The sequence below is a fragment of the Aureimonas sp. ME7 genome, from assembly GCF_903970965.1.
Classification (GTDB): Bacteria; Pseudomonadota; Alphaproteobacteria; order Rhizobiales; family Rhizobiaceae; genus Aureimonas.
This window is the reverse complement of sequence record NZ_CAJCKW010000001.1, coordinates 522,282-542,112: the sequence shown is the minus strand read 5'-3', so window position 1 is coordinate 542,112 and position 19,831 is coordinate 522,282. Positions and strand designations below refer to the sequence as shown.

The 19,831-nt window shown below is 66.7% G+C and carries 21 protein-coding genes; 7 read left to right on the top strand and 14 right to left on the bottom strand.

The genetic code is table 11. The features are described 5' to 3' along the window. Nucleotides 1-42 precede the first annotated feature (42 nt). The 5 genes from H7A85_RS02505 to H7A85_RS02485 form a co-directional block, all read right to left on the bottom strand. A complete protein-coding gene (locus H7A85_RS02505; RefSeq protein ID WP_182084293.1) occupies nt 43-369 on the bottom strand; it encodes a hypothetical protein in 327 nt (108 codons plus the stop codon). A 446-nt stretch (nt 370-815) separates the two neighbouring features. Continuing rightward, nucleotides 816-1,226 carry a hypothetical protein gene (locus tag H7A85_RS02500; protein WP_182084292.1) on the bottom strand — a complete coding sequence of 137 codons (411 nt, stop codon included), beginning with the start codon at nt 1,224-1,226 and terminating at the stop codon, nt 816-818. 223 nt (nt 1,227-1,449) lie between these two features. Continuing rightward, complete coding sequence (locus tag H7A85_RS02495; protein ID WP_182084291.1) at nt 1,450-1,941, bottom strand: hypothetical protein; 492 nt, start codon at nt 1,939-1,941, stop codon at nt 1,450-1,452. A 355-nt stretch (nt 1,942-2,296) separates the two neighbouring features. Further along, nucleotides 2,297-2,587 carry a hypothetical protein gene (locus H7A85_RS02490; RefSeq protein WP_182084290.1) on the bottom strand — a complete coding sequence of 97 codons (291 nt, stop codon included), beginning with the start codon at nt 2,585-2,587 and terminating at the stop codon, nt 2,297-2,299. A 644-nt stretch (nt 2,588-3,231) separates the two neighbouring features. Further along, nucleotides 3,232-3,708, bottom strand: coding sequence for a hypothetical protein (locus tag H7A85_RS02485; RefSeq protein WP_182084289.1), 477 nt, complete (start codon nt 3,706-3,708; stop codon nt 3,232-3,234). 250 nt (nt 3,709-3,958) lie between these two features. On the opposite strand from H7A85_RS02485, the gene H7A85_RS02480 reads away from it, so the two are divergent. Together H7A85_RS02480 and H7A85_RS02475 are read left to right on the top strand one after the other, a co-directional pair. Further along, on the top strand, nt 3,959-4,441 hold the full coding sequence (locus tag H7A85_RS02480; RefSeq protein WP_182084288.1) for a hypothetical protein: 483 nt from the start codon (nt 3,959-3,961) through the stop codon (nt 4,439-4,441). Then, entirely contained in the window at nt 4,438-4,914 is a 477-nt protein-coding gene (locus tag H7A85_RS02475) for a hypothetical protein (RefSeq protein ID WP_182084287.1), read from the top strand. The genes H7A85_RS02480 and H7A85_RS02475 overlap by 4 nt, the downstream gene beginning before the upstream one ends. Nucleotides 4,915-5,862: 948 nt before the next feature. Here H7A85_RS02475 and gyrB read toward each other — a convergent pair. Next, nucleotides 5,863-8,313 (bottom strand): DNA topoisomerase (ATP-hydrolyzing) subunit B, encoded by a 2,451-nt coding sequence (gene gyrB / locus H7A85_RS02470; protein ID WP_182084286.1) that lies wholly within the window; start codon nt 8,311-8,313, stop codon nt 5,863-5,865. A gap of 207 nt (nt 8,314-8,520) precedes the next feature. Between gyrB and H7A85_RS02465 the strand changes: the two genes are divergently transcribed. Together H7A85_RS02465 and rpsU are read left to right on the top strand one after the other, a co-directional pair. Then, nucleotides 8,521-9,894: a cytochrome P450 gene (locus H7A85_RS02465; RefSeq protein WP_182084285.1), complete on the top strand. Its 1,374-nt coding sequence runs from the start codon at nt 8,521-8,523 to the stop codon at nt 9,892-9,894. A gap of 239 nt (nt 9,895-10,133) precedes the next feature. Beyond that, entirely contained in the window at nt 10,134-10,373 is a 240-nt protein-coding gene (gene rpsU, locus H7A85_RS02460) for a 30S ribosomal protein S21 (RefSeq protein WP_119540027.1), read from the top strand. A gap of 75 nt (nt 10,374-10,448) precedes the next feature. Here the strand turns inward: rpsU and H7A85_RS02455 are convergent, their stop codons facing one another. Both H7A85_RS02455 and cysK read right to left on the bottom strand, forming a co-directional pair. Further along, nucleotides 10,449-11,399, bottom strand: coding sequence for a mechanosensitive ion channel family protein (locus H7A85_RS02455; RefSeq protein ID WP_182084284.1), 951 nt, complete (start codon nt 11,397-11,399; stop codon nt 10,449-10,451). A 143-nt stretch (nt 11,400-11,542) separates the two neighbouring features. After that, nucleotides 11,543-12,571, bottom strand: a complete 1,029-nt coding sequence (gene cysK / locus H7A85_RS02450; RefSeq protein WP_182084283.1) for a cysteine synthase A — start codon at nt 12,569-12,571, stop codon at nt 11,543-11,545. A 282-nt stretch (nt 12,572-12,853) separates the two neighbouring features. Between cysK and H7A85_RS02445 the strand changes: the two genes are divergently transcribed. Next, nucleotides 12,854-13,696 carry a GGDEF domain-containing protein gene (locus tag H7A85_RS02445; RefSeq protein ID WP_182084282.1) on the top strand — a complete coding sequence of 281 codons (843 nt, stop codon included), beginning with the start codon at nt 12,854-12,856 and terminating at the stop codon, nt 13,694-13,696. A 4-nt stretch (nt 13,697-13,700) separates the two neighbouring features. Here the strand turns inward: H7A85_RS02445 and dut are convergent, their stop codons facing one another. The 6 genes from dut to ubiE are packed head-to-tail and all read right to left on the bottom strand — an operon-like array spanning nt 13,701 to nt 18,447. Beyond that, on the bottom strand, nt 13,701-14,153 hold the full coding sequence (gene dut / locus H7A85_RS02440; RefSeq protein WP_182084281.1) for a dUTP diphosphatase: 453 nt from the start codon (nt 14,151-14,153) through the stop codon (nt 13,701-13,703). Then, nucleotides 14,150-15,364, bottom strand: coding sequence for a bifunctional phosphopantothenoylcysteine decarboxylase/phosphopantothenate--cysteine ligase CoaBC (gene coaBC, locus H7A85_RS02435; protein WP_182084280.1), 1,215 nt, complete (start codon nt 15,362-15,364; stop codon nt 14,150-14,152). Before coaBC ends, dut begins: the two co-directional genes overlap by 4 nt. Then, nucleotides 15,361-15,765 carry a type II toxin-antitoxin system VapC family toxin gene (locus H7A85_RS02430; RefSeq protein ID WP_182084279.1) on the bottom strand — a complete coding sequence of 135 codons (405 nt, stop codon included), beginning with the start codon at nt 15,763-15,765 and terminating at the stop codon, nt 15,361-15,363. Before H7A85_RS02430 ends, coaBC begins: the two co-directional genes overlap by 4 nt. Beyond that, nucleotides 15,762-16,019: a plasmid stabilization protein gene (locus H7A85_RS02425; protein ID WP_182084278.1), complete on the bottom strand. Its 258-nt coding sequence runs from the start codon at nt 16,017-16,019 to the stop codon at nt 15,762-15,764. Before H7A85_RS02425 ends, H7A85_RS02430 begins: the two co-directional genes overlap by 4 nt. A 57-nt stretch (nt 16,020-16,076) precedes the next feature. Beyond that, nucleotides 16,077-17,663, bottom strand: coding sequence for a 2-polyprenylphenol 6-hydroxylase (ubiB, locus tag H7A85_RS02420; protein ID WP_182084277.1), 1,587 nt, complete (start codon nt 17,661-17,663; stop codon nt 16,077-16,079). Between the two features lie 4 nt (nt 17,664-17,667). Further along, a complete protein-coding gene (gene ubiE / locus H7A85_RS02415; protein ID WP_182084276.1) occupies nt 17,668-18,447 on the bottom strand; it encodes a bifunctional demethylmenaquinone methyltransferase/2-methoxy-6-polyprenyl-1,4-benzoquinol methylase UbiE in 780 nt (259 codons plus the stop codon). Nucleotides 18,448-18,605: 158 nt separating this feature from the next. Here ubiE and mutM point away from each other — a divergent pair, with 158 nt between their 5' ends. Together mutM and H7A85_RS02405 are read left to right on the top strand one after the other, a co-directional pair. Continuing rightward, the gene (gene mutM / locus H7A85_RS02410) at nt 18,606-19,499 is read left to right on the top strand and encodes a bifunctional DNA-formamidopyrimidine glycosylase/DNA-(apurinic or apyrimidinic site) lyase (protein WP_182084275.1); all 894 of its coding nucleotides are present in this window, start codon (nt 18,606-18,608) and stop codon (nt 19,497-19,499) included. Then, the gene (locus tag H7A85_RS02405; RefSeq protein WP_182084274.1) at nt 19,496-19,831 is read left to right on the top strand and encodes a hypothetical protein; all 336 of its coding nucleotides are present in this window, start codon (nt 19,496-19,498) and stop codon (nt 19,829-19,831) included. Before mutM ends, H7A85_RS02405 begins: the two co-directional genes overlap by 4 nt.

Here is a 19,831-nt window from a genome sequence, read left to right as displayed (position 1 = left end):
AGATGATGCTCTTCGCGTCCGGTTCATCGATCGGCGAGAGCGCTAGCCGTTCGCCCGGCATTCCGCTGCGTTCGTCATCCGGACCGCAGCTTCGATCATGCCCATGTGCTCGGCGTACGTCGTGAGCAGGACCGACTCGAGCAGCGCGAGCGTGCCCTTCGCGGCGGTCTCTTGGTTCAGACCGCCTTCCTCGATGGCGGCGATGGCAGCGTCGACGCGGAGCTTGATCCGTTCGTGCGTCGAGCCCTCGGCGAGGAACGTGTCCTTGCCATCAGCCTCGTCCAGCTCGAACGCGACCATGTCACGGTCGGCCTGCCGAAGCGCCTCAACCGCGATCCGGATCTCCTCCTGGTACTCCTGCTCGTCCATTCCGTCCGTCCATTCCCTGGCGCACAAAGCGTCGACAAAGGGTTCCCCGGTCTCGCCGACTCCGCAACCCATCGGAAAACTTTTCCGTCTCGGAGGGCTCGGTCCGTCACGCGCCGTAGATCACATCGGGCCGGATGCCTCGCGGACCGGGCCGGACCTCAAGGGCACGTGGTCGGCCTGCATCCGCGCCACGTCGCAAACCTGCGCGTCCGATGGCTGCCATCCCTGTTTGCGCAGCATGCCGTTCAACTGACAGCAGGCGGATGCCCAAACATCGATCGGTCGGCTTCGTCTGCCGGCTCGACCGTAGCGGCTCGCATCAGGCCGCCACGTCAGCGTCATCGTGGCGCGTGGCAACGACGCAACTGGCGCTCCCAGCTTCGGGCGGGTTCAACCGCAAAGGCACGCCACGCAGCCGGGAGCGGCGATCGCTCAGGGGCAGCGCCCTACGCCGCAAGCGCCTTGCGCTCCTGCTCGGCGTCGAACAGCGAGAACATCAGGTTGCCGATCGAGCCGATCAGCATGCCGTATCGGTATTGGACCTCGTCGCTCAGCTCGTCGAAGCCCGCCAGCTTGTTCTCGTATATCTTGAGGAGCGACGAGATGGTCGTGTACGTCTCGCTCGCGGGATGGGGCGCGAGGTAGCTGAAGTCCTCGTTGTTGATCTGGATGCGGAGGTCGGCGTTCGCCGGATCGGTCAGGTCGATGTCGAGCCGGTCTTCCAGGATCCGCGCCACGCCGACCCAGGGGTCCGCTCCCTCGTCGGCGGAGTAGACGCCCTTGACCTCGAACATCTCCTTCATGGTCTCGTCGCCGATCAGGAGGATGTGGCTTCGGCTGCTGCGTGCGTTCGTCATGTGGTGTTCCTCGTGCTGGTGACGGGTCAAGATGTTCCCCGGTCGGGGGTTCGCGCGGGGCGGTCAGCGGGCGCGGTTGGTCAACGTCCGAATGAAGTTGGGATCCTGCGTGCCCGGCTGCGGCCACCCATCCCGGTCGTGATACCGCTCGGATGATCGCGAGCGGCTGCCGAGACATCGGATCGATGGATCGTCATGGCAGGTTCGCTTGCTGCGCAGCGTGTCAGGCGGCCATCGCTTCGCAGGACTGCCGATACTTGCCGCATTCGACGCCGAACCGCTGGACGAGCGGCCAGTCCCCGGAAAGGTAGACGAACGAAGGCATCCTGTACGCCGTGAGGATGCCATAGCCGGACGCCGCCGCAGGCGCGGGTTCGACATCGACGCTCCCGCCGTAGACCTTCGACAGGTTCTTGGCGACACGCCACAGTTCGTCGTCGAGCCCGAAAGGGGCGTTCATCGGTACGAAGACCTGTGTCAGGACCAAACCGCCCGACAACGCGAAGACGACTTCCGGGTTGCGGTCGGACCGCAGCGTCTCGTCGACGATCTGTCTGATCGCAAAGTACGGCATCGAGTCGCTGATGCGCATCTGATCGGACAGCGAACGCTTCTCTTCGAGAATGGCGAGTCCTCGTATGTCCAAGGAACGGTTCCTCACCATCTCGCAAAGCGCCCGGCGTAGCTCCTCCGTCGTATCGATCGTGCCCGCCACGCGGTTCTCCGGTTTTTTCCGCGCGAGTTCCTGTCGCGCCTGCCTTGGCAGGCCGTCATCGACGACAGCGCGGCGCCGAACGGCGATCCTCGTCTTCGGAATGCGGACCCGATCCTCTGCCAACTTCCCCTCCCCTGCGTTCATGGTTCACTACACACCTTTCCCGCCTCGAACCGATGACGGTTCGAGAACATTTGACCCGAAGCGGACGGTCCGCTCTTCGTCGCGGAAGGCGAATTGGGTTTCGAATGGCCGCGTGCGGCCGAGCGATCGGACTGCGATGCCGTTCTGGTCAGACGCTTACTGACCGGGCGGTCCTGTGCGGCGGTCCTGCCAAGACGGGACGCCTTGACGGCTAAGCCGCCATGGGTCTCGGGAAGCGCTCTTTCCAGCCGATGGATCTCATCAGGTTCCCGATCATCCACATGAGCATGGCCAAGCGGGGCGGGATCTCACCGGTCCACCCGGCCCAGTCAGACGGCACGTCTTCGTAGACTGCGAGCAGGGACGAAATGGTCGTGAAGGTTCCGGTCTCCGGATCCGGCGCGAGAAAGCTGAAGTCTTCATCGTTGACGATGATGGCGACGTCCGCGTTCGTGGGATCGGCGAGGTCGAGGCCCAGCCGTTCCTCCAGGACCCTCGCCACCCCGACCTAGGGGTCCTCGCGCCCTGCCGCCAAGTAGGCCCCCCTGGCCGCGAACATGGCTTCCCTCGTCTCCTCGTCCAACGTCAGCTGGTGCAGGCGCATTCGTCTGTTCGGCACGTGAGGCTCCTTGCGACTTCGATCACTGCAAAAATGGTTCCCCGGGTCGGAGGCGGACGCAAGTATGTGGACAGGAATTTTTTCCGGGCTGATCGATGGAGGCGTTCGTTGGCCTCGGTCAGGAGCTTGGTGCCTCGACCGCCGGTTGGGAGATTGCCCTCCACACCGGGATGGCGCGCATGCCAGGCAGGCTGAGCGTCATCTTCCCGTGACCAGCCCTGGCCAAAGGATTCAGCCGTCCGGCGAAGGGTGCCGTCGATCGGAAATGTTTTCCGGACCAGGCAACGCCCACGAGTTCCGCACCGTCGATCGAGAGCGGCTAAGCTAGGCGTTCAGTCCTGACTCCTAGCGGACAGAACTGGACGGCGACGGCGTGCGGTCGGCCAGCATCCGCGCGAGTTCGCAAACCTGCGCGTCCGTTGGCTGCCATCCCCTCTCGCGCAGCATGTCGCCCAACCGTCGGAAGGCGTCGATCCCATCAGCCGACCGATCGCTCCTGCCGACTGGCTCGCATTCCGTCTCGCACGTCAAGCCGCCACCCGTTCCCGGGACTGCTGGAACTTGCCGCACTCGACGCCGAAGCGTTTGACCAACGGCCAGTCCGTCGGCCCGTATTCACCCGCGGGCATCCGAAACGCGTCGAGGATGCCGTAACCGGAAGCGCTGTCGGGCGCCGGCGACAGCCAGACCTTTCCGCCGTGCATGCCCGTCAGGTCGCGTTCCACGCTCCATTGCTCGTCTTCGATGCTGTAGGGTTCATCTTCCGGCAGGTGTAGCTGCGACACGACGAGCCCGCCGCCCAGGACGAAGACGACCTTCGGTTTGTCTCCCGAACGGATCACGTCGGTGATCGCCCGGTGGATCTCGACGTCGGTGACGGTGTCGGAGACATCGAAGGTTTCGCGCGCTTCCCGGACCTCGACGCGCACGTCGAGGCTGCCCGCCTTCGACGCCGCGGCCAGCGCCTTCTTGAGTTCGTCGGTGGTTTCGATCCTGTCTGCCATCGGTCTCCCTCGGTCGGTTTCGGACGGTCGATCGGGACCGCCGAAAAATGGTGAGGGCAAAAAATCGGAAGCGCAAGCGGTGGACAGAACGCGAACGGTCCTGCGGAAACCGAGAGCAGTTCGCCCGTCGTGTTCCGGGGCATGGAGGCGCTGGCAGCGCGGCGCTCGTCGCCTTCTCATCCGGTCGAGCGATCGCACAAGAAGAATTCAGCAGGAACGGTGGATCCAGGACGCAGCCGCGGTCGGAGGAATGGATCCGAAGCCCGAGCGCGTCGGCGGGGCGCTTGCGGGCCCAACCGATCCGGGGGACCATTTTGATGTCGCGCTGAAATGCGCTCGGAAGGAGGTGCAAGGAATGGCCGAAAGGACTCGCAACGACAGTGGCGGACACAGCCGCCACGCCGAAGACGGTCGCCGTCGCGAACAGTTCGCCTCCAGCGTCGACTGGAGATGCGATCTACTTGGCATCGGGCTGGACACCCCCGTGCGCTGGGTCCTGGACCGCGACAAGAAGGCGGTCGTATGGCTCAATTTCCGCGCGGTGGAGGACGGCCCCAGGTTGCTGGGCACGAAGGCCGAAGGAAGGGACTTCGAACGGAAGCTGCTCGAAGACCATCCCGGGCTCCTAGACCTAGACGTAAGTCCTCCTGTCACCTTGAGCGCGGAGTTTCCCTCTTGGGTGCGCACGCTGCCCATGCTTCGCGATGACGGGCTTTGGGAGTTCGTAGAATGATGGACCTCATCGCGTTCGGTCAGACGGCTCCGTCGGAGTGCGACGAGGAAGAGGACGACGCAGATCGTCGCTTCGTCTTCGTCGGCAAGTGGCAGCACTTCTTCGACGGCCGGCCGACGTGGTCCGATACCCGATGGGTGTTCGATCGGTCGGACTGGTCCGTCGTGTTCCTGGAGATCCTGGACCCGGCCGCCATGGAATGGGTCTGCGCTACCGGTGAGGAGGTATCGAGCGTCGATCGCGACCTGAACGGGAGCGACTCGCGGTTCCTGGACAACCTGCCTGAATGGGCGCTGTCCCATTCCGATGAGTTGCCGGAGTGGGCGTGCTCGCGCACGGAATTCAACGAGCGCTGTGAACTGGCGACGCACGAGCAAGCGGTTGAAGCCAGGCGGCGAAACGCTGTCCGCCTTCGGCTTCCGGAGGTCTGCGGTGTTCGGACGGTGACCATCCGGTTTGGTCGCCACCATTGATTGCGGACTTACGGACAGGAGCCTTGTTGGCGACGTCCGGATGGCTGCGGGAGGAGTACAGGCTCCGCTGTCGTCCGCTGTGTACGAAGCTAACGCTGACGGGCTAACCACGCCGCGTTTGCGTTCGGGTTGGAGCATGCCCAGCCCCGATTGCAGAGCGGGGAAAGGGCAATGCTGAGCATCCTGACCTGGTGGCTCATGTTCAACCCTTGGCCCTTCGGCCCGACACCCGGCTACCCCACGCTTCGGCGTATATGGGCATCGGACCGATGTATATGGGCTAACCGGGGGTCTTTATGGGCATCGGCACAATAAGCGGCAAAACGCGGTTCGGCTTCGGCTTCCCGAGAGCCGCAATGTTCGCACGGTGGGCATTCGGTTCGGCCGTTGCAATAGGGGCTTGGGTTGAAAGGCAGGCGGGCGGCGCTGGCCCGGTCGGCGTCGGTTGAGAGCCAGTCGTCATGCGGCCATGGACGAATGTAGGCGCGAGATCCTTTGCCTCGCGTTTGCGGACTTGTCCGGAGTTCCTGACGGCCGTCTCGGAACCGAGCCAGCCGTCCAGTTCACCTACCCACTTCGACCAACGTCGCGCTTGGCTTCATGCCGGTCTCCGCCAGTGAAGGTTTGATGCACTTCACTCGGGTCAGCCGGACATCTTCGGCGGACCACCGACGCGACAAGCTTCGCGTCGGACGTCGACAGTGACGTTCCCCATGCCTTGATCTGCGCCTACCCATAAATTCCATATAACCAAATGCAGGATCTATAGGGTTGGCGACCGGAAAGCTCAGCGTGGTTTTTCCGTTTCACCCGATGTCGCCAGAATCCGGTACGTTTCCGATTTCAAGCTACCAAGCCCTTGGAATCTTTACGCTAGAACGCACTTTCAGTGAGAATCGGTTTCCGGTTTTTTGTGAACGGTTTCCGGTTTATTGTGAGAATCCGCATCTAAATATCGAGGTTGGCGACCTGGAGGGCGTTTTCCTGGATGAACTCGCGGCGCGGCTCCACCTCGTCGCCCATCAGACGGGAGAAGAGCTGGTCGGCGTCGGTGGCATCCGCGATCTTGACCTGGAGGAGCGAGCGGACTTCCGGGTCGAGCGTGGTTTCCCAGAGCTGCTCGGGGTCCATCTCGCCAAGGCCCTTGTAGCGCTGGAGCGACAAGCCCTTGCGACCGACGTCGAAGACGGCGTTCAGGAATTCCAGCGGCCCCGAGATCGCGAGCTCGGTTTCCTTGCGCTTCAGGACGGGGGGCGTCTCGTAGACCTCGCCAAGGCGAGCGGCCAGACGATGCAGCGCGATCGCGTCGGCCGATTGGACGAGCCCGGCATCCAGCGCCTGCACCTCCTGGACCCCGCGCACCGTGCGCTGGAAGCGGTAGCCGCCCTCGCCGTCCGCCTCGCCGATCCAGCCGCGCTCGGTTTCCTCGGCGACCGCGTCGAGCGCCTTGGCGATGCGATCGGCCATAACCTCGGCCTCGCCCCGGTTCTCGGCGACAGCGGGGCTCAGCGCGCCGGCGATCGCCGCCTGCTCCACCACGGCGCGGTTGTAGCGCGAATGAAGACCGCCGAGGATCTGGCGGACCTGCAGCGCATCTTCCACCAGCGCGCGCAGGTCGCGCTTCAAACGCACCTCGCCCGAGCCCAGCGTCAGCGCCGCGTCTTCCAGGCCGCCATCGATCAGGTAGTTCTCCAGCGCCTTCTCGTTCTTCAGGTACTGGCTCTGCTTGCCGCGCGTCACCTTATAGAGCGGGGGCTGGGCGATGTAGACGTAGCCGCGCTCGATCAGCTCGGGCATCTGCCGGAAGAAGAAGGTGAGGAGCAGGGTGCGGATATGGGCGCCGTCGACGTCGGCGTCCGTCATGATGATGATCTTGTGGTAGCGCAGCTTGTCGGCGTCGAACCCGTAGGTCGAGCCTTCGAACGTGCCGATGCCGGTGCCGAGCGCGGTGATCAAGGTGCCGATCTGGTCGGACGAGATCATCCGGTCGAAGCGCACGCGCTCGACGTTGAGGATCTTGCCGCGGAGCGGCAGGATCGCCTGGTTCTGGCGCGAGCGCGCACCCTTGGCCGAGCCGCCGGCCGAATCACCCTCGACGATGAAGATTTCGGACTTCGCCGGGTCCTTCTCCTGGCAATCGGCGAGCTTGCCGGGCAGGGTCGAGACGCTCATCACGTCCTTGCGCACGGTCTCCCGGGCCTTGCGCGCGGCCTCGCGGGCGGCCGCCGCCTGCACCATCTTGCCGACCACAGTGCGCGCGTCGGACGGGTGCTCCTCGAACCAGCTCGACAGCGCCTCGTTCATCGCGCCCTCGACCACGGGGCGCACCTCGGAGGACACGAGCTTGCCCTTGGTCTGCGAGGAGAACTTCGGATCGGGCACCTTGACCGACAGGACGCAGGTCAGCCCCTCGCGGCAGTCGTCGCCGGTCGGCTGGACCTTTTCCTTCTTGAGCTGGCCGGAGTTCTCGGCGTAGCCGATCACCTGGCGCGTCAAGGCGCCGCGAAAGCCGGCCATATGCGTGCCGCCGTCGCGCTGGGGGATGTTGTTGGTGAAGCACAGGACGTTGTCCTGGTAGCTGTCGTTCCACCAGAGCGCGGCTTCCACCGTGATGCCCTCGCGCTCGGCCTTGACGACGATCGGCTCGGCCAGAAGCGGCTTGCGAGCGCGGTCGAGATAGCGAACGAACGCTTCGAGACCGCCCTCGTAGAACAGCTCGTTGCGCTTCTCGTCGGCGTGGCGCTTGTCGGCGAGCACAATGCGCACCCCCGAGTTCAGGAACGCGAGCTCGCGCAGGCGATGCTCCAGCGTCCCGTAGTCGAAGGTGGTGACGCCCCGGAACGTGTCGGTAGAGGGCAGGAAGGTGATCGCGGTGCCCGTCTCCGACCCCGCCTCGCCGGTCACCTCCAGCGGCGCGTCGGCGACGCCATGGGTGAAGCTCATCTCGTGGATCTGGCCCTTGCGGCGGATCTTCATCTTGAGCCACACGGAGAGCGCGTTGACGACCGACACGCCGACGCCGTGCAGACCGCCCGAGACCTTGTAGGAGTTCTGGTCGAACTTACCGCCGGCATGGAGCTGGGTCATGATGACCTCGGCCGCCGACACGCCTTCGGAGGAGTGGATGTCGGTCGGGATGCCGCGCCCGTTGTCCGTCACGGTGCAGGAGCCGTCGGGGTTGAGCGTCACGGTGACGAGCGTCGCGTGGCCGGCGAGCGCCTCGTCGATGGCGTTGTCGACCACCTCGTAGACCATGTGATGGAGGCCGGAGCCGTCGTCCGTGTCGCCGATATACATGCCGGGGCGCTTGCGCACGGCATCGAGACCCTTCAGCACCTTGATGGAATCCGCGCCGTATTCGGCGCCGGCGCCGGGGTTCGTCTCGAAGGCTTCTGACATGGGGTTCCTGCGGTGACGCGAGTCGAGAGCGACGAGCTCCGATCGCCTGGCGTTCGTACCCTCGAAGGGTCCCTCCGATATAATGGTTCTCGGCCCGGAATCCAAGCTTTGCGCACCCGCTGCTCCAGCCTGGGTCGCCCTCGCCTTCCGCGGCACGGAGCGCGTTCCCATATGCGCAGAACCATGCGTTCCCGCCCGGATGCCTCCATGACCTTTCTGCCCGAGCCGTTCCTTGCTCCCGCCCCGCCGCCGCAGCCGCGTCCCCTGGGGACGGCGTCCTTCGTCTGGACGGCGATGCGCAACCCGATCGAGATCTGGGGCGAGCGCGCGTATCGCGAGCCGATCTTGCGCGACGACTGGCTCAAGGTGCCGACGATCGTCGTCAGCGATCCCCAGGCGATCCGCTACTGCCTCGTGGAGAACGCTTCGAACTACGCGATGCAACCCTTACGCCAGCGCGTGCTCCGGCCGATGCTGCGCGATGGGTTGCTGACGGCCGAGGGCGAGCTTTGGCGACGCACGCGGCGCGCCATGGCGCCGGTGTTCACCCCGCGCAACATCGGAGGCCTTGCCGCGGTGATGGCCGAGCGCTCGGATCGCTTCGCCGAAGGGCTCGGCCGGCGCGAAGGCGTCCGCGACGCCGCCCACGAGATGACGCTTCTCACCTACGACATCCTTCAGGCGACGCTGTTCACGGACGCGATCGCCGGCGAGCCGGCCGAGTTCGCACGCGCGATGGACGACTTTCTCGCCCGCATGGGGCGCATCGACCCGCTCGACCTTCTCGATGCCCCGGCCTTTCTTCCCCGCATCGGACGCCTCTTGGGGCGGCGGTCGGTCGCCTATTTCCGCCGCCTGATCGCCGAGACGGCCGAGCGGCGGCGCCTGGCTCTGGCCGATGATCCCGCCGGCGCGCCGCGCGATCTTCTGACCCTCCTTCTCCAGACGGACGGCCTCAAGCCGTCCGAGGTGGAGGACAACATCATCACCTTCATCGGCGCCGGGCACGAAACCACCGCCAGAGCCCTCGGCTGGACTCTGTTTCTCCTGTCGCAGGCGCCCGCCGAGCGCGACAAGGTCGAGCGCGAGCTCGACGAGCGCTTGGCTCACCTTCCCGATCCGCGCGAATGGGCCGACGCCCTGCCCCACACGCGCGCCGCCTTCGAGGAGGCGATGCGGCTTTATCCGCCCGCCCCTTCGCTCAACCGCATGGCCGTCGAAGCGGACCGGGTGGCCGGGCTCGACATTCCCGCCGGCGCCACGCTTCTCGTCATGCCCTGGCTGGTCCACCGCCACGAGCGCCTGTGGGAGCGGCCCGGCCATTTCCTGCCGGAGCGCTTCCTGCCCGAGAACCGAGGGCGGATCGACCGCTACGGGTACATTCCCTTCGGCGTCGGCCCGCGCGTGTGCATCGGGGCCTCCTTCGCCCTGCAGGAAGGCGTGATCGCGCTCGCCTGCCTGCTGCGGCATCTTCGCTTCGACTATGCGGGCGCCCGCCCGCCTCACCCGGTGCAGAAGATCACGATCCAGCCGCGCGGCGGGTTGCCGATGCGCGTTTCTCGCCGGCACCGGACAACCTGAAGAGTCGAATCCTCCCCCCTCGCGCAGGTTGGCGCTTGATTTGCGAGGGGAAAAGCGCCATTGACACCCGATCGTTTGCCTGCCGACCGCGACGGACGTGGCGTTCTTCCTTTCGGGAGAGGCCCCGAGCCCATCGGCTCCGCCGCCGACGGACGAATGAATGGAAGAAGCGCCGGACGCCCTCCGGCATCGAAAACTCCAGGGTTAGCGCCCTGCCTCGTATTCTCGAAAGGATCCTCATGAAGGTCGACGTTCGCGACAACAACGTGGAACAGGCGCTGCGGGCGCTCAAGAAGAAGCTGCAGCGCGAAGGCGTCTTCCGCGAGATGAAGGAGCGCCGGGCTTACGAGAAGCCGTCCGAGCGCCGCGTCCGCGAGAAGCAGGATGCCATCCGCCGCACCCGCAAGGCCGCTCGCAAGCAGGCCCAGCGCGAAGGCCTCCTGCCCGCGCCCAAGAAGGCCGTGCGTCCGGGCCGCTGAGGCTCAGCGCATCCGACACACGAAAAGGCGGCGGTCCTTCGGGGCCGCCGCCTTTTTTTCATGCGTCGACGACGATCAGCCTCTTGGACTGGATACGACGCCCTGATCCGCCGCTTCCGGCCGGTCGTTGACGAGCGCCCGGCTGGCTTCGGGCGCCTCGTCCTCGCCGAGATAGCGCGAGGGATCGGCGTCGCCCGGCACGATGCGCTGGATCGCTCGCGGCTCCGAGCCCTGACCGAATCGCTCGGCGAAGCGAAGCCGGATGGCCTCCGCGATCCGGCGCTGCGCGGTGGCCGTTTCCCCTTCCGTGACCCGGCCGCGCAGCACGAGCACCTGCGCATCCGCCGTCAGCTGGTCGAGAAAGGCGACGGGCTCGCTCAGCCGGCCGTCCGCGCCCTCGCGCGCCCAAGCCTCGATCAGCGTCGCGCGTGCCTCCTCGAAGGGCACGTCGCGCGGCACCGTCACCGCCCAGGCAAGAAGGCGCGAGGCGGCGCGCGAATGGTTGCGCATCCACACGTTCCAGAGCGTCGAGTTCGGCGCGAAGACGAACAGGCCGTCGAAGGTTTCGAGATGGCAGACGAAGAGGCCGATCTCGTGCACACGGCCGGCGAAGTTCTGCGTCTCGATATAGTCGCCGACGCGGAACGGGCGCAGCCACAGGAGCATGATGCCGGCCGCGATGTTGGTGAGCGTGCCCTGGAGGGCGAGACCGACGGCGAGGCCCGCAGCGCCGAGGACGGCGAGCAGCGAGGTCATCTGGACCCCGACCTGCCCCAGCGCGATCACCAGCGTCATGATGATCACGACATAGCGAACGATGGCGACGAGCGGTCCGCGAACCGTCTGGTCGATCTTGGCCGAGGCGCCGAAGGCGCGCGTCACGAGTTGGGCCAGCCGGCCAGCCAGAAAGAAGCCGATCGCAACGATCAGAAGCGCGATGACGAGGTTGGGCAGGAAGGCGGCGGCCTGCGCCGCCAGCGTGCGGAAGAAGGTCTGGGAGTTTTCCAGGGTTTCCTGAATGGGCATGCGGGTCCGTCCGGGGTTTCGGCAAAGGGTCGTCGGGCGAAGCGCCGCCTCCCCGCGGCGCCTCCTTTAGAAAGGACGTCGGCCCCAAAAGAAAAGGGCCGCTCGGGAAAGCGGCCCTCTGGAATGCGTCGCGACGAAGCGCCTCAGATCGAGGGCGTGCCGCGCGGCGGCTCCTTGGGCTCCGCCTCGTCCACCAGCCCTTCGAACAGGGCCGTCGACAGGTAGCGCTCGGCAAAGGAGGGAATGATCACCACCAGCGTCTTGCCGGCGTTCTCCTCGCGCTGGCCGACCTTGATGGCCGCGCTCAGCGCCGCGCCCGACGAGATGCCGACCGGCACGCCTTCGAGGCGGGCGACGAGGCGCGCGATCTCGAAGCTTTCCTCGTTGGAAACGGTCACCACCTCGTCGTAGATCTCGCGGTCGAGGATCGGGGGAGCGAAGCCCGCGCCGATGCCTTGAATCTTGTGCGGCCCCGGCGCGCCGCCGGACAGCACCGGCGAGGCTTCCGGCTCCACCGCCACGACGTGGACGCCGGGCTTGCGGCTCTTCAGAACTTGGCCCGTGCCGGTGATGGTGCCGCCCGTGCCGATGCCGGACACGAAGATGTCGACCGCCCCGGCCGTGTCGTTCCAGATTTCCTCGGCCGTGGTGACGCGGTGGATCTCCGGGTTGGCGGGGTTTTCGAACTGTTGCGGGATCACCGCGTTCGGGATTTCGGCCCGCAGCTCCTCCGCCTTGGCGATGGCACCCTTCATGCCGCGCGCGCCTTCTGTCAGGACGAGCTCGGCGCCGAGCAGGCGCAGCATCTTACGACGCTCGATCGACATGGTCTCGGGCATGGTCAGGATCAGCTGATAGCCCTTGGCGGCGGCCGCGAACGCCAGCGCGATGCCCGTGTTGCCCGACGTCGGCTCGACGAGCGTGTTGCGGCCCGGCTGGATCGTGCCGGCCGCTTCCAGCGCTTCCAGCATGGCGACGCCGATCCGGTCCTTCACCGAGGCGATCGGATTGAAGAACTCGAGCTTGGCGAGAAGATGCGCCTTGACGTTCTTCTCGGCGGCCAGCTTGTCGAGCCGCACCAGCGGCGTGTCGCCGATCGTGTCGAGAATGGAATTGTAGACCCGGCCGCGACCATGGGTGCGCGCGGCGCCTTCATTGGGGCGATTGTCCATGTTGCTTCCCGCGTCCTTTCGTCGTCGGACCGCTTGCGCGGTCGCTCAAGCAACAGAGCTTACGCCGAACCCGGTTCCAACCCCAGCGTTTCGAACCCGATCGGCAGCGATTTAGGGGCAATTTCTCCCCAGCCAGGAGATCATTCCGAAATGATGTTCGCAAAGACCGACGCGGATCGCCCTCATGGAGCAGACCGAAGCCGCCGCCGTGCGTTGACGTTCGCCCCCAGGAAAGGCACGCCGTGGGACGGAATGCCGTTCAATGCCTCAAGAAAGACTATCATGCGATCGAATTCCCTCGACAGCCTCGTCCGCTTCTCGCTGGAGCTTCTCGGGCTGACGGTGACGATGGGGGCGATCACCGTGATCGCTGCCTTCTACGCGTTCGACGGCTTCGCGCTGCCGGCGACGCGCGCGACCCTGTCCTTCTGCCTCCTTGCCTTGTTCCTGTCGGCGCTGCCGCTGCAGATCTACGCGGCGCTGCGCATCACGCGTCTCAAGCGCGACAACGACCGCCTGTTCCACGCCGCCACGCGCGACGGGCTGACGCAGGTTCTCAACCGCACCGCCTTCAAGCGCGCGGCGGAGGGGTCGATCGCGAGCCTTTCGCGCCGGCGCGCCACCGATCTTCAGCCCCACACGCTGATGATCCTCGACGCCGACCATTTCAAGCGGATCAACGACCGGCTCGGCCACCATGTCGGCGACGAGGCCCTGACCGCGATCGCCGCGACGCTCCGCCGGTCCGTGCGCCAGGACGATCTCGTCGGGCGTCTGGGCGGCGAGGAGTTCGCCATTCTCCTGAAGAATGCCGGGATGGAGGAAGCGCGGATCGTCGCCGAGCGACTGCGGCTCGCCATTCACCGGATCGAGGTCGGGCCCGCCGAGCGGCGCACGCGTCTGTCGGTGTCGATCGGCGGCGTTTCGTTCCGCTCGGCCGTCGCTTTTCCCACCCTCTACAAGATCGCCGACGCCAATCTCTACACCGCCAAGCGGACGGGGCGGAACCGCTTCAACCTGACCCAGCTCGGGGCGTTGGGGCGCGGCCCCCTGATCGAGGCGACAGCGCCCGCACGAGCTGTTGAACCGCCGCTCCCCGAGCGCCGTCTCGCGGCCGTCCGATAGCGTCTTAGCGACCGGTGGAGCCGAAGCCGCCCGTCCCGCGCGCGGAAGTGGACACATCTTCCACCGCCTCGAAGCGCGCTCGGGTCACGGGCGCGACGACGATCTGCGCGATGCGCTCGCCCCGCGCGATGGTGAAGGGCTTGGAGCCGAGGTTGACGAGGATCGCCATGACCTCGCCCCGATAGTCGCTGTCCACCGTGCCGGGCGTGTTGAGAACGGTGACGCCGTGACGCGCGGCCAGCCCCGAGCGCGGGCGCACCTGGACCTCGAACCCATCGGGAATGTCGAAGACGAGGCCGGTCGGAACCAAGGCGCGGGCGAGCGGCTGGAGAACGATGGGCTCACCAATCGCCGCGCGCAGGTCGGCGCCCGCCGCCCCTGTGGTCTGGTATTGAGGAAGCGCGATCCCGTCGGCATGGGGCAGGCGGCGCACGCCGATTCGCAAGGGTTCGCTCATGCCGGCAGAGGTGCCCCGAGACGCCGGGCGATGTCCAGCGCCAGCCGGTCGGCCACCGCTTCCTTGCTGGAAGTCGGCCATTCCTCGACGCCCTCAGACGAGACGAGGCGAACCGTGTTGACGCTTCCGCCCATGACATCGCCCGACACGTCGTTGGCGACGATGAGATCGGCGCCCTTGCTAGCCAACTTGGCCTTGGCGTTCTCCAGAAGGTCGCGCGTTTCGGCGGCGAAGCCGACGACGAGCGCCGGGCGCCGGGGGCCGGTGCCGATCGTTCGCAGGATGTCCGGGTTTTCCACGAGCGCGAGAGCGGGCGGCCCGTCCCCGGTCTTCTTGATCTTGTGAGCCGCGTCGCTCGCCACCCGCCAGTCGGCGACGGCGGCCACGAACACCGCCGCATCGGCCGGCAAGGCCGCCTCGACCGCCCGGAGCATCTCGCGCGCGGTTTCCACGCGCACGGTCTCAACCCCAACCGGATCGGGGATCGACACCGGACCCGACACCAGCGTCACCCGTGCGCCGAGCCGAGCAAGGCTTTGCGCGATCGCATGGCCCTGCCGCCCGGAGGAGCGGTTGGCGATATAGCGCACCGGGTCGATCGGCTCGTGCGTCGGCCCGGAGGTGACGACAACGTGGCGCCCGGCGAGTGGCCCGTCCTGCGACCCGAGAATACGCTCGACCGCGGCCACGATCTCCAGCGGCTCGGCCATGCGCCCTTCGCCGGCCTCCCCGCTTTCCGCCATCTCGCCGCGATTGGGCCCGACGAAACGGATGCCGTCCCCGCGAAGGGTCTCCAGGCTTCGGCGCGTGGCCGGATGGGTCCACATCGCCGGGTTCATGGCGGGGGCGAGAAGCACCGGCGCGCGGGTGGCCAGAAGCACGGCGCCAGCGAGATCGTCGCCGATCCCCGCCGCCATCCGGCCCATACGGGTTGCGCTGGCGGGCGCCAAGATCACCAGATCGGCGCCGCGCGCGAGGCGGATGTGCCCGACATCCTGCTCGTCGTCCCGGTCGAAGAGTTCGCCGTAGACTTTGGTGCCCGTCAGCGCGCCGAGCGAAAGCGGCGTCACGAACTCGGCCGCCGCCTTCGTCATCACCCCCGTCACCAGGGCTCCGCGCTCGCGCAGGCGCCGCACGAGGTCGAGGCACTTGTAGGCCGCGATGCCGCCGCCGACGACGAGGAGAATGCGTTTGCCGGAAAGCGTCGTCATGCGGGGACAAGAGCCGAACGGATATCGGTGTGGATGAAGTCGTCGCCCTTGAACAGGAGCGGCGCGTCCAGGCTGCGGGCTAGAGCATAGGCGAAGCAGTCGCCGTAGTTCAGCTTGGCGGGATGCCCGGAGCCGCGGCCGAAGCGAACGAAAGCGTCGACGGCCAGCCGCATCTGTAGCGGATCGACGTCGTGGAATTCGACACCCAGTGTTTCCAGAAGCGTATCGAGGCGAGCGGAGCCCTCACGCCCCCAACGGGCATTCATGACTATATGGGCCTCCACCGCGTTTCCTGTGGAAAGAGCGATCTCCGTTCGTGTGCTCAAGAACGCGCCAAAGCCGCTCCCCTCCGGCTCGCCCGTCAGGATGGCGACGAGGGCCGACGTGTCCACGACAATCATGGGACGAAGTCGTTGATTTCGTCCGAGACCGCCTTCTGATCGAAAGGTTCGAGCGGTGGTCGGCTGAGAGCCATGATCCGGTGGTAGATCGCCCTTGCTTCCTCCGGGCTCCGCTCTTCGGAAGCCGGTTCGTCCGCGAACTGCCGGAGCGCGACCCGAAGCTCCTGCTCCATGGAGCGACCATTGCGAGCTGCTCGGATCTGAAGCTTGCGCTTCAGGTCGTCATCGATGTTGCGAATGGTTAGACTGGCCATGGCCGACATCTCCCGTCGGCACGAAGATAGTTCCGCCGGGCGATGATGGCAATGCAATCATCCGAAGCTCAGCTGCCAGGCGATCACCACCAGCGCCACCGCCGAGGCGATCTGCGCGATGTGGCCGATGATGAGCCCGGTGCGCGATTCCTTGGCGAGTTCCACGAGGTCGTCGTCGTTGATGTGGATGCCGTTCTCGATGAGGTCTGGCATGTTCTTGGCGAAGACCTCGAGCCCGTTCGCGAAGTCGGGCAGGCGCTTGGCGATGCGCCCGAGCGCTTCCAATCCCTCTCGCGCGTCGCGGAGCTTCGCCGCCGGGCCGATCTCGGAGACGATGTAGCTCGTCACCACCGGCTCGGCCGCTTCCCACATGTTGAAGCGCGGGTCGTAGGAGCGCGCCACCCCTTCCACCACAACCATGGTCTTCTGCAGGAGCACCAGCTCGGGCCGCGCCTGCATGTCGAAGAGCTCCGTGACTTCGAACAGAAGCGTCAGGAGATGGGCCATGGAGATGGTCTCGGCCGGCTGGCCATGAATGGGCTCGCCGATGGCGCGCAGCGCCTGGGCGAAGGAGAGCACGTCCTGATGGCGCGGCACGTAGCCGGCCTCGAAATGGACCTCGGCCACACGCCGGTAGTCGCGCCGGATGAAGCCGTAGAGGATTTCGGCGAGGAACCTTCGCGAATCGGCGGACAGGCGACCGACGATGCCGAGATCCACCGCCACGATCGTCCCGTCCGCCACCACGAAGAGGTTTCCCGGGTGCATGTCGGCATGGAAGAAGCCGTCGCGCATGGAATGGCGTAGAAAGGACTGCACGAGGTTGACGCCGAGGCGCGGCAGATCGTGGCCGGCGGCGGCCACCGCCGCCACGTCGTTCATCTTGATGCCGTCGATCCATTCCATGGTGAGAACGTCGCGGCCCGTCCGCTCCCAATCGATGGTGGGCACGCGGAAGTTCGGATCTTCAGCCACATTGTCGGCCATCTCTGAAGAAGCGGCCGCTTCGAGGCGCAGATCCATCTCGATGCGGGTCGACTGTGCCAGCGTTTCCACCACGGCCACGGGCCGGAGCCGGCGCGAGGAGCGCACGAAGGTTTCGAGAACGCGGGCGATGAAGGCGAAGGCCTCCAGCTCGCGCCGGAAGCGCAGGCGCACGCCCGGCCGGATCACCTTGACCGCGACCTCGCGAAGGGTGCCTTCGCGCGTCAGGACCGTGGCCTTATGCACCTGAGCGATCGAGGCCGCGCCCACGACGTCGCCGAACTCGACGAAGAGGTCGTCGATGCGGCGACCGAGTGTCACCTCGATGTCGCGGATCGCCGTTTCGCGCGGGAAGGGCGGCACCTTGTCCTGAAGCTGGCTGAGCTCCAGCGCGATCTCGGTGCCGACGATGTCGGGGCGCGTCGCCAGGAACTGGCCGAGCTTCACATAGGAGGGCCCAAGCCGGTTCAGCGCCAAGGACAGGCGCTCGGAGCGCGCGCGCCGGCGCGCCGAGCGCCGCGCCATCAGCCCGGCGACGCGGTGCGCGAGCGCTGCCATCGGCGGCAGGCCCTCGGCCGGCAGCGCGGAGACGACGCCCTCGCGCGCCAGGATGAAGACCGCCCGGACGAGGGCGAGCGTGCCGGTGACGGGATTGCTCAAAGCCCTACAGCTTCCAGCCCGAATGGATCGCCGCGATCCCGCCCGTCAGGTTTCGATGAGTGACGCGCTCGAACCCGGCCCGGCGGATCGCGGTCTCGAAATTCGCCTGGTTGGGGAAGCGGCGGATCGATTCCACCAGATACTCATAGGACGCGCGATCCTTGGCGACCGCCCCGCCGATCGCGGGAATCGCCTTGAAGCTCCAGAGATCGTAGACCTTGTCGAGAACCGGTAGATCGACCTCGGAGAATTCGAGGCACAGGAAGCGTCCGCCCGGCTTGAGTACCCGGTAGGCTTCCGACAAAGCCAAGTCGATGCGCGGCACGTTGCGGATGCCGAAGGCGATCGTATAGGCGTCGAAGGAGGCGTCCTCGAGCTTCAGGTCCTCCGCGTTGCCTTCCACGAAGGTGAGATTGCCCGAAAGCCCGCGCTTCTCGGCCCGCTCGGCGCCGACGCCCAGCATGGAGGCGTTGATATCGAGAACCGTGCCCTCGGCCGCGCCGCGCGAGGCGTCCACGATGCGGAAGGCGACGTCGCCCGTACCGCCCGCGACATCCAGGAAGCGCCAGCCCGGCCGGCGCGAGGGCGCCAGCCATTGCACCATGGCGTCCTTCCAGAGACGGTGCAGGCCGCCCGACATCAGGTCGTTCATCAGGTCGTAGTTGGAGGCGACCCGGTGGAACACCTCGTTGACGCGCGCCTGCTTCTCCTGGCCCCCCGAAACGGTTTCGAAGCCGTAGGAGGTTTCCATTCCCTCCAGGGCGCTGACGCGCGACTGCGACATGCTGCATTCTCCAGTCTCGAAAGCCGGCGGGGGCGGCCATCCGCTTGCGCCTTGGCGTCTTGCGCCCGACCCATAGCGGAACCGGGGCCCGCACGCCATGTTGTGTCGGTCGGCGCCCGGGACAAGCGCCCGCGCCCTGCCGGAGATCATAAGAACCGATGCCCGAATTGCCAGAGGTCGAGACGGTGCGACGCGGCCTGCAGCCGGTGATGGAGGGCGCGCGCATCGCGCGCGTCGAGACGCGGCGCGAGGCCCTGCGCTTTCCCCTGCCCGAGCGCTTCGCCGAGCGGCTTGCCGGTCGTCGCATCCTGTCGCTCGGGCGCCGTGCCAAGTATCTCCTGGCCGAGATCGAGGGCGACCTCCTGCTCGCCATGCATCTCGGCATGTCCGGCTCGTTCCGCATCGAAGGCGTGGAAGGGTCGGGCGCGCCGGTGGCGGGCGCCGCCTTCCACATGGCGCGCGGCGAGGACCGGCTGCACGACCACGTCCTGTTCCACCTCGAAGCGCCGGATGCCCGCATCGTCTTCAACGACCCCCGGCGCTTCGGCTACATGGCCCTGATCGAATCCGGCGCGCGCGACACCCATCCGCATTTTCGCGCGCTGGGGATCGAGCCGACGGGCAACGCCCTGTCCGGCGAGGCGCTGGCACCGCGTTTCAAGGGCAAGGCCGCGCCCTTGAAGGCGACGCTTCTCGACCAGAGCATCATTGCCGGGCTCGGCAACATCTATGTCTGCGAGGCGCTGTGGCGCGCCCGCCTGTCGCCGCGCCGCGCCGCCGGGACGCTGGTGCGCATCGACGGGCGACCGACGCAGCGCCTCGATTCCCTCGCGCTCCACATCCGTGAAACGATCGCGGACGCGATCGAGGCCGGCGGCTCGACCTTGCGCGACTATCGCCAGGCGGACGGGGCGCTCGGCTATTTCCAGCATCGCTTCCGCGTCTACGACCGCGAAAACGAGCCCTGCCTTCGCGAGGGATGCCGGGGCATCGTTCAGCGCATCGTCCAGTCCGGCCGCTCCACCTTCTTCTGTCCCGTCTGCCAGCGATGACGGTGCGCTACCCCGACACGCCGGACGGCCGGTATTTCGTCGCTAAGGGGCGCCTGTGGCGTCGCAGCGACCCCGATCTTCTCGAGCCCGCACGCGAGGCGGCCGTGCGCGACCTGATGGCCGCCCGCCGCGCCGTTCGCGACGCTGAGGGATCCGAAGACCGGCGCCGGGCGCGGGCGCAAGTGGACGCCGCCAAGCGTGCGCTCGGCGAGCGGGGGCCCGTCTGGTGGAGCGACGGCGCCCCGGACTGGACGCGCCATGCGCCCAAGAACACGCCCTATGCGGAATGGTTCGCAAGCCTCGACCCCGCCGAACGAGATCCGGCATCCTGA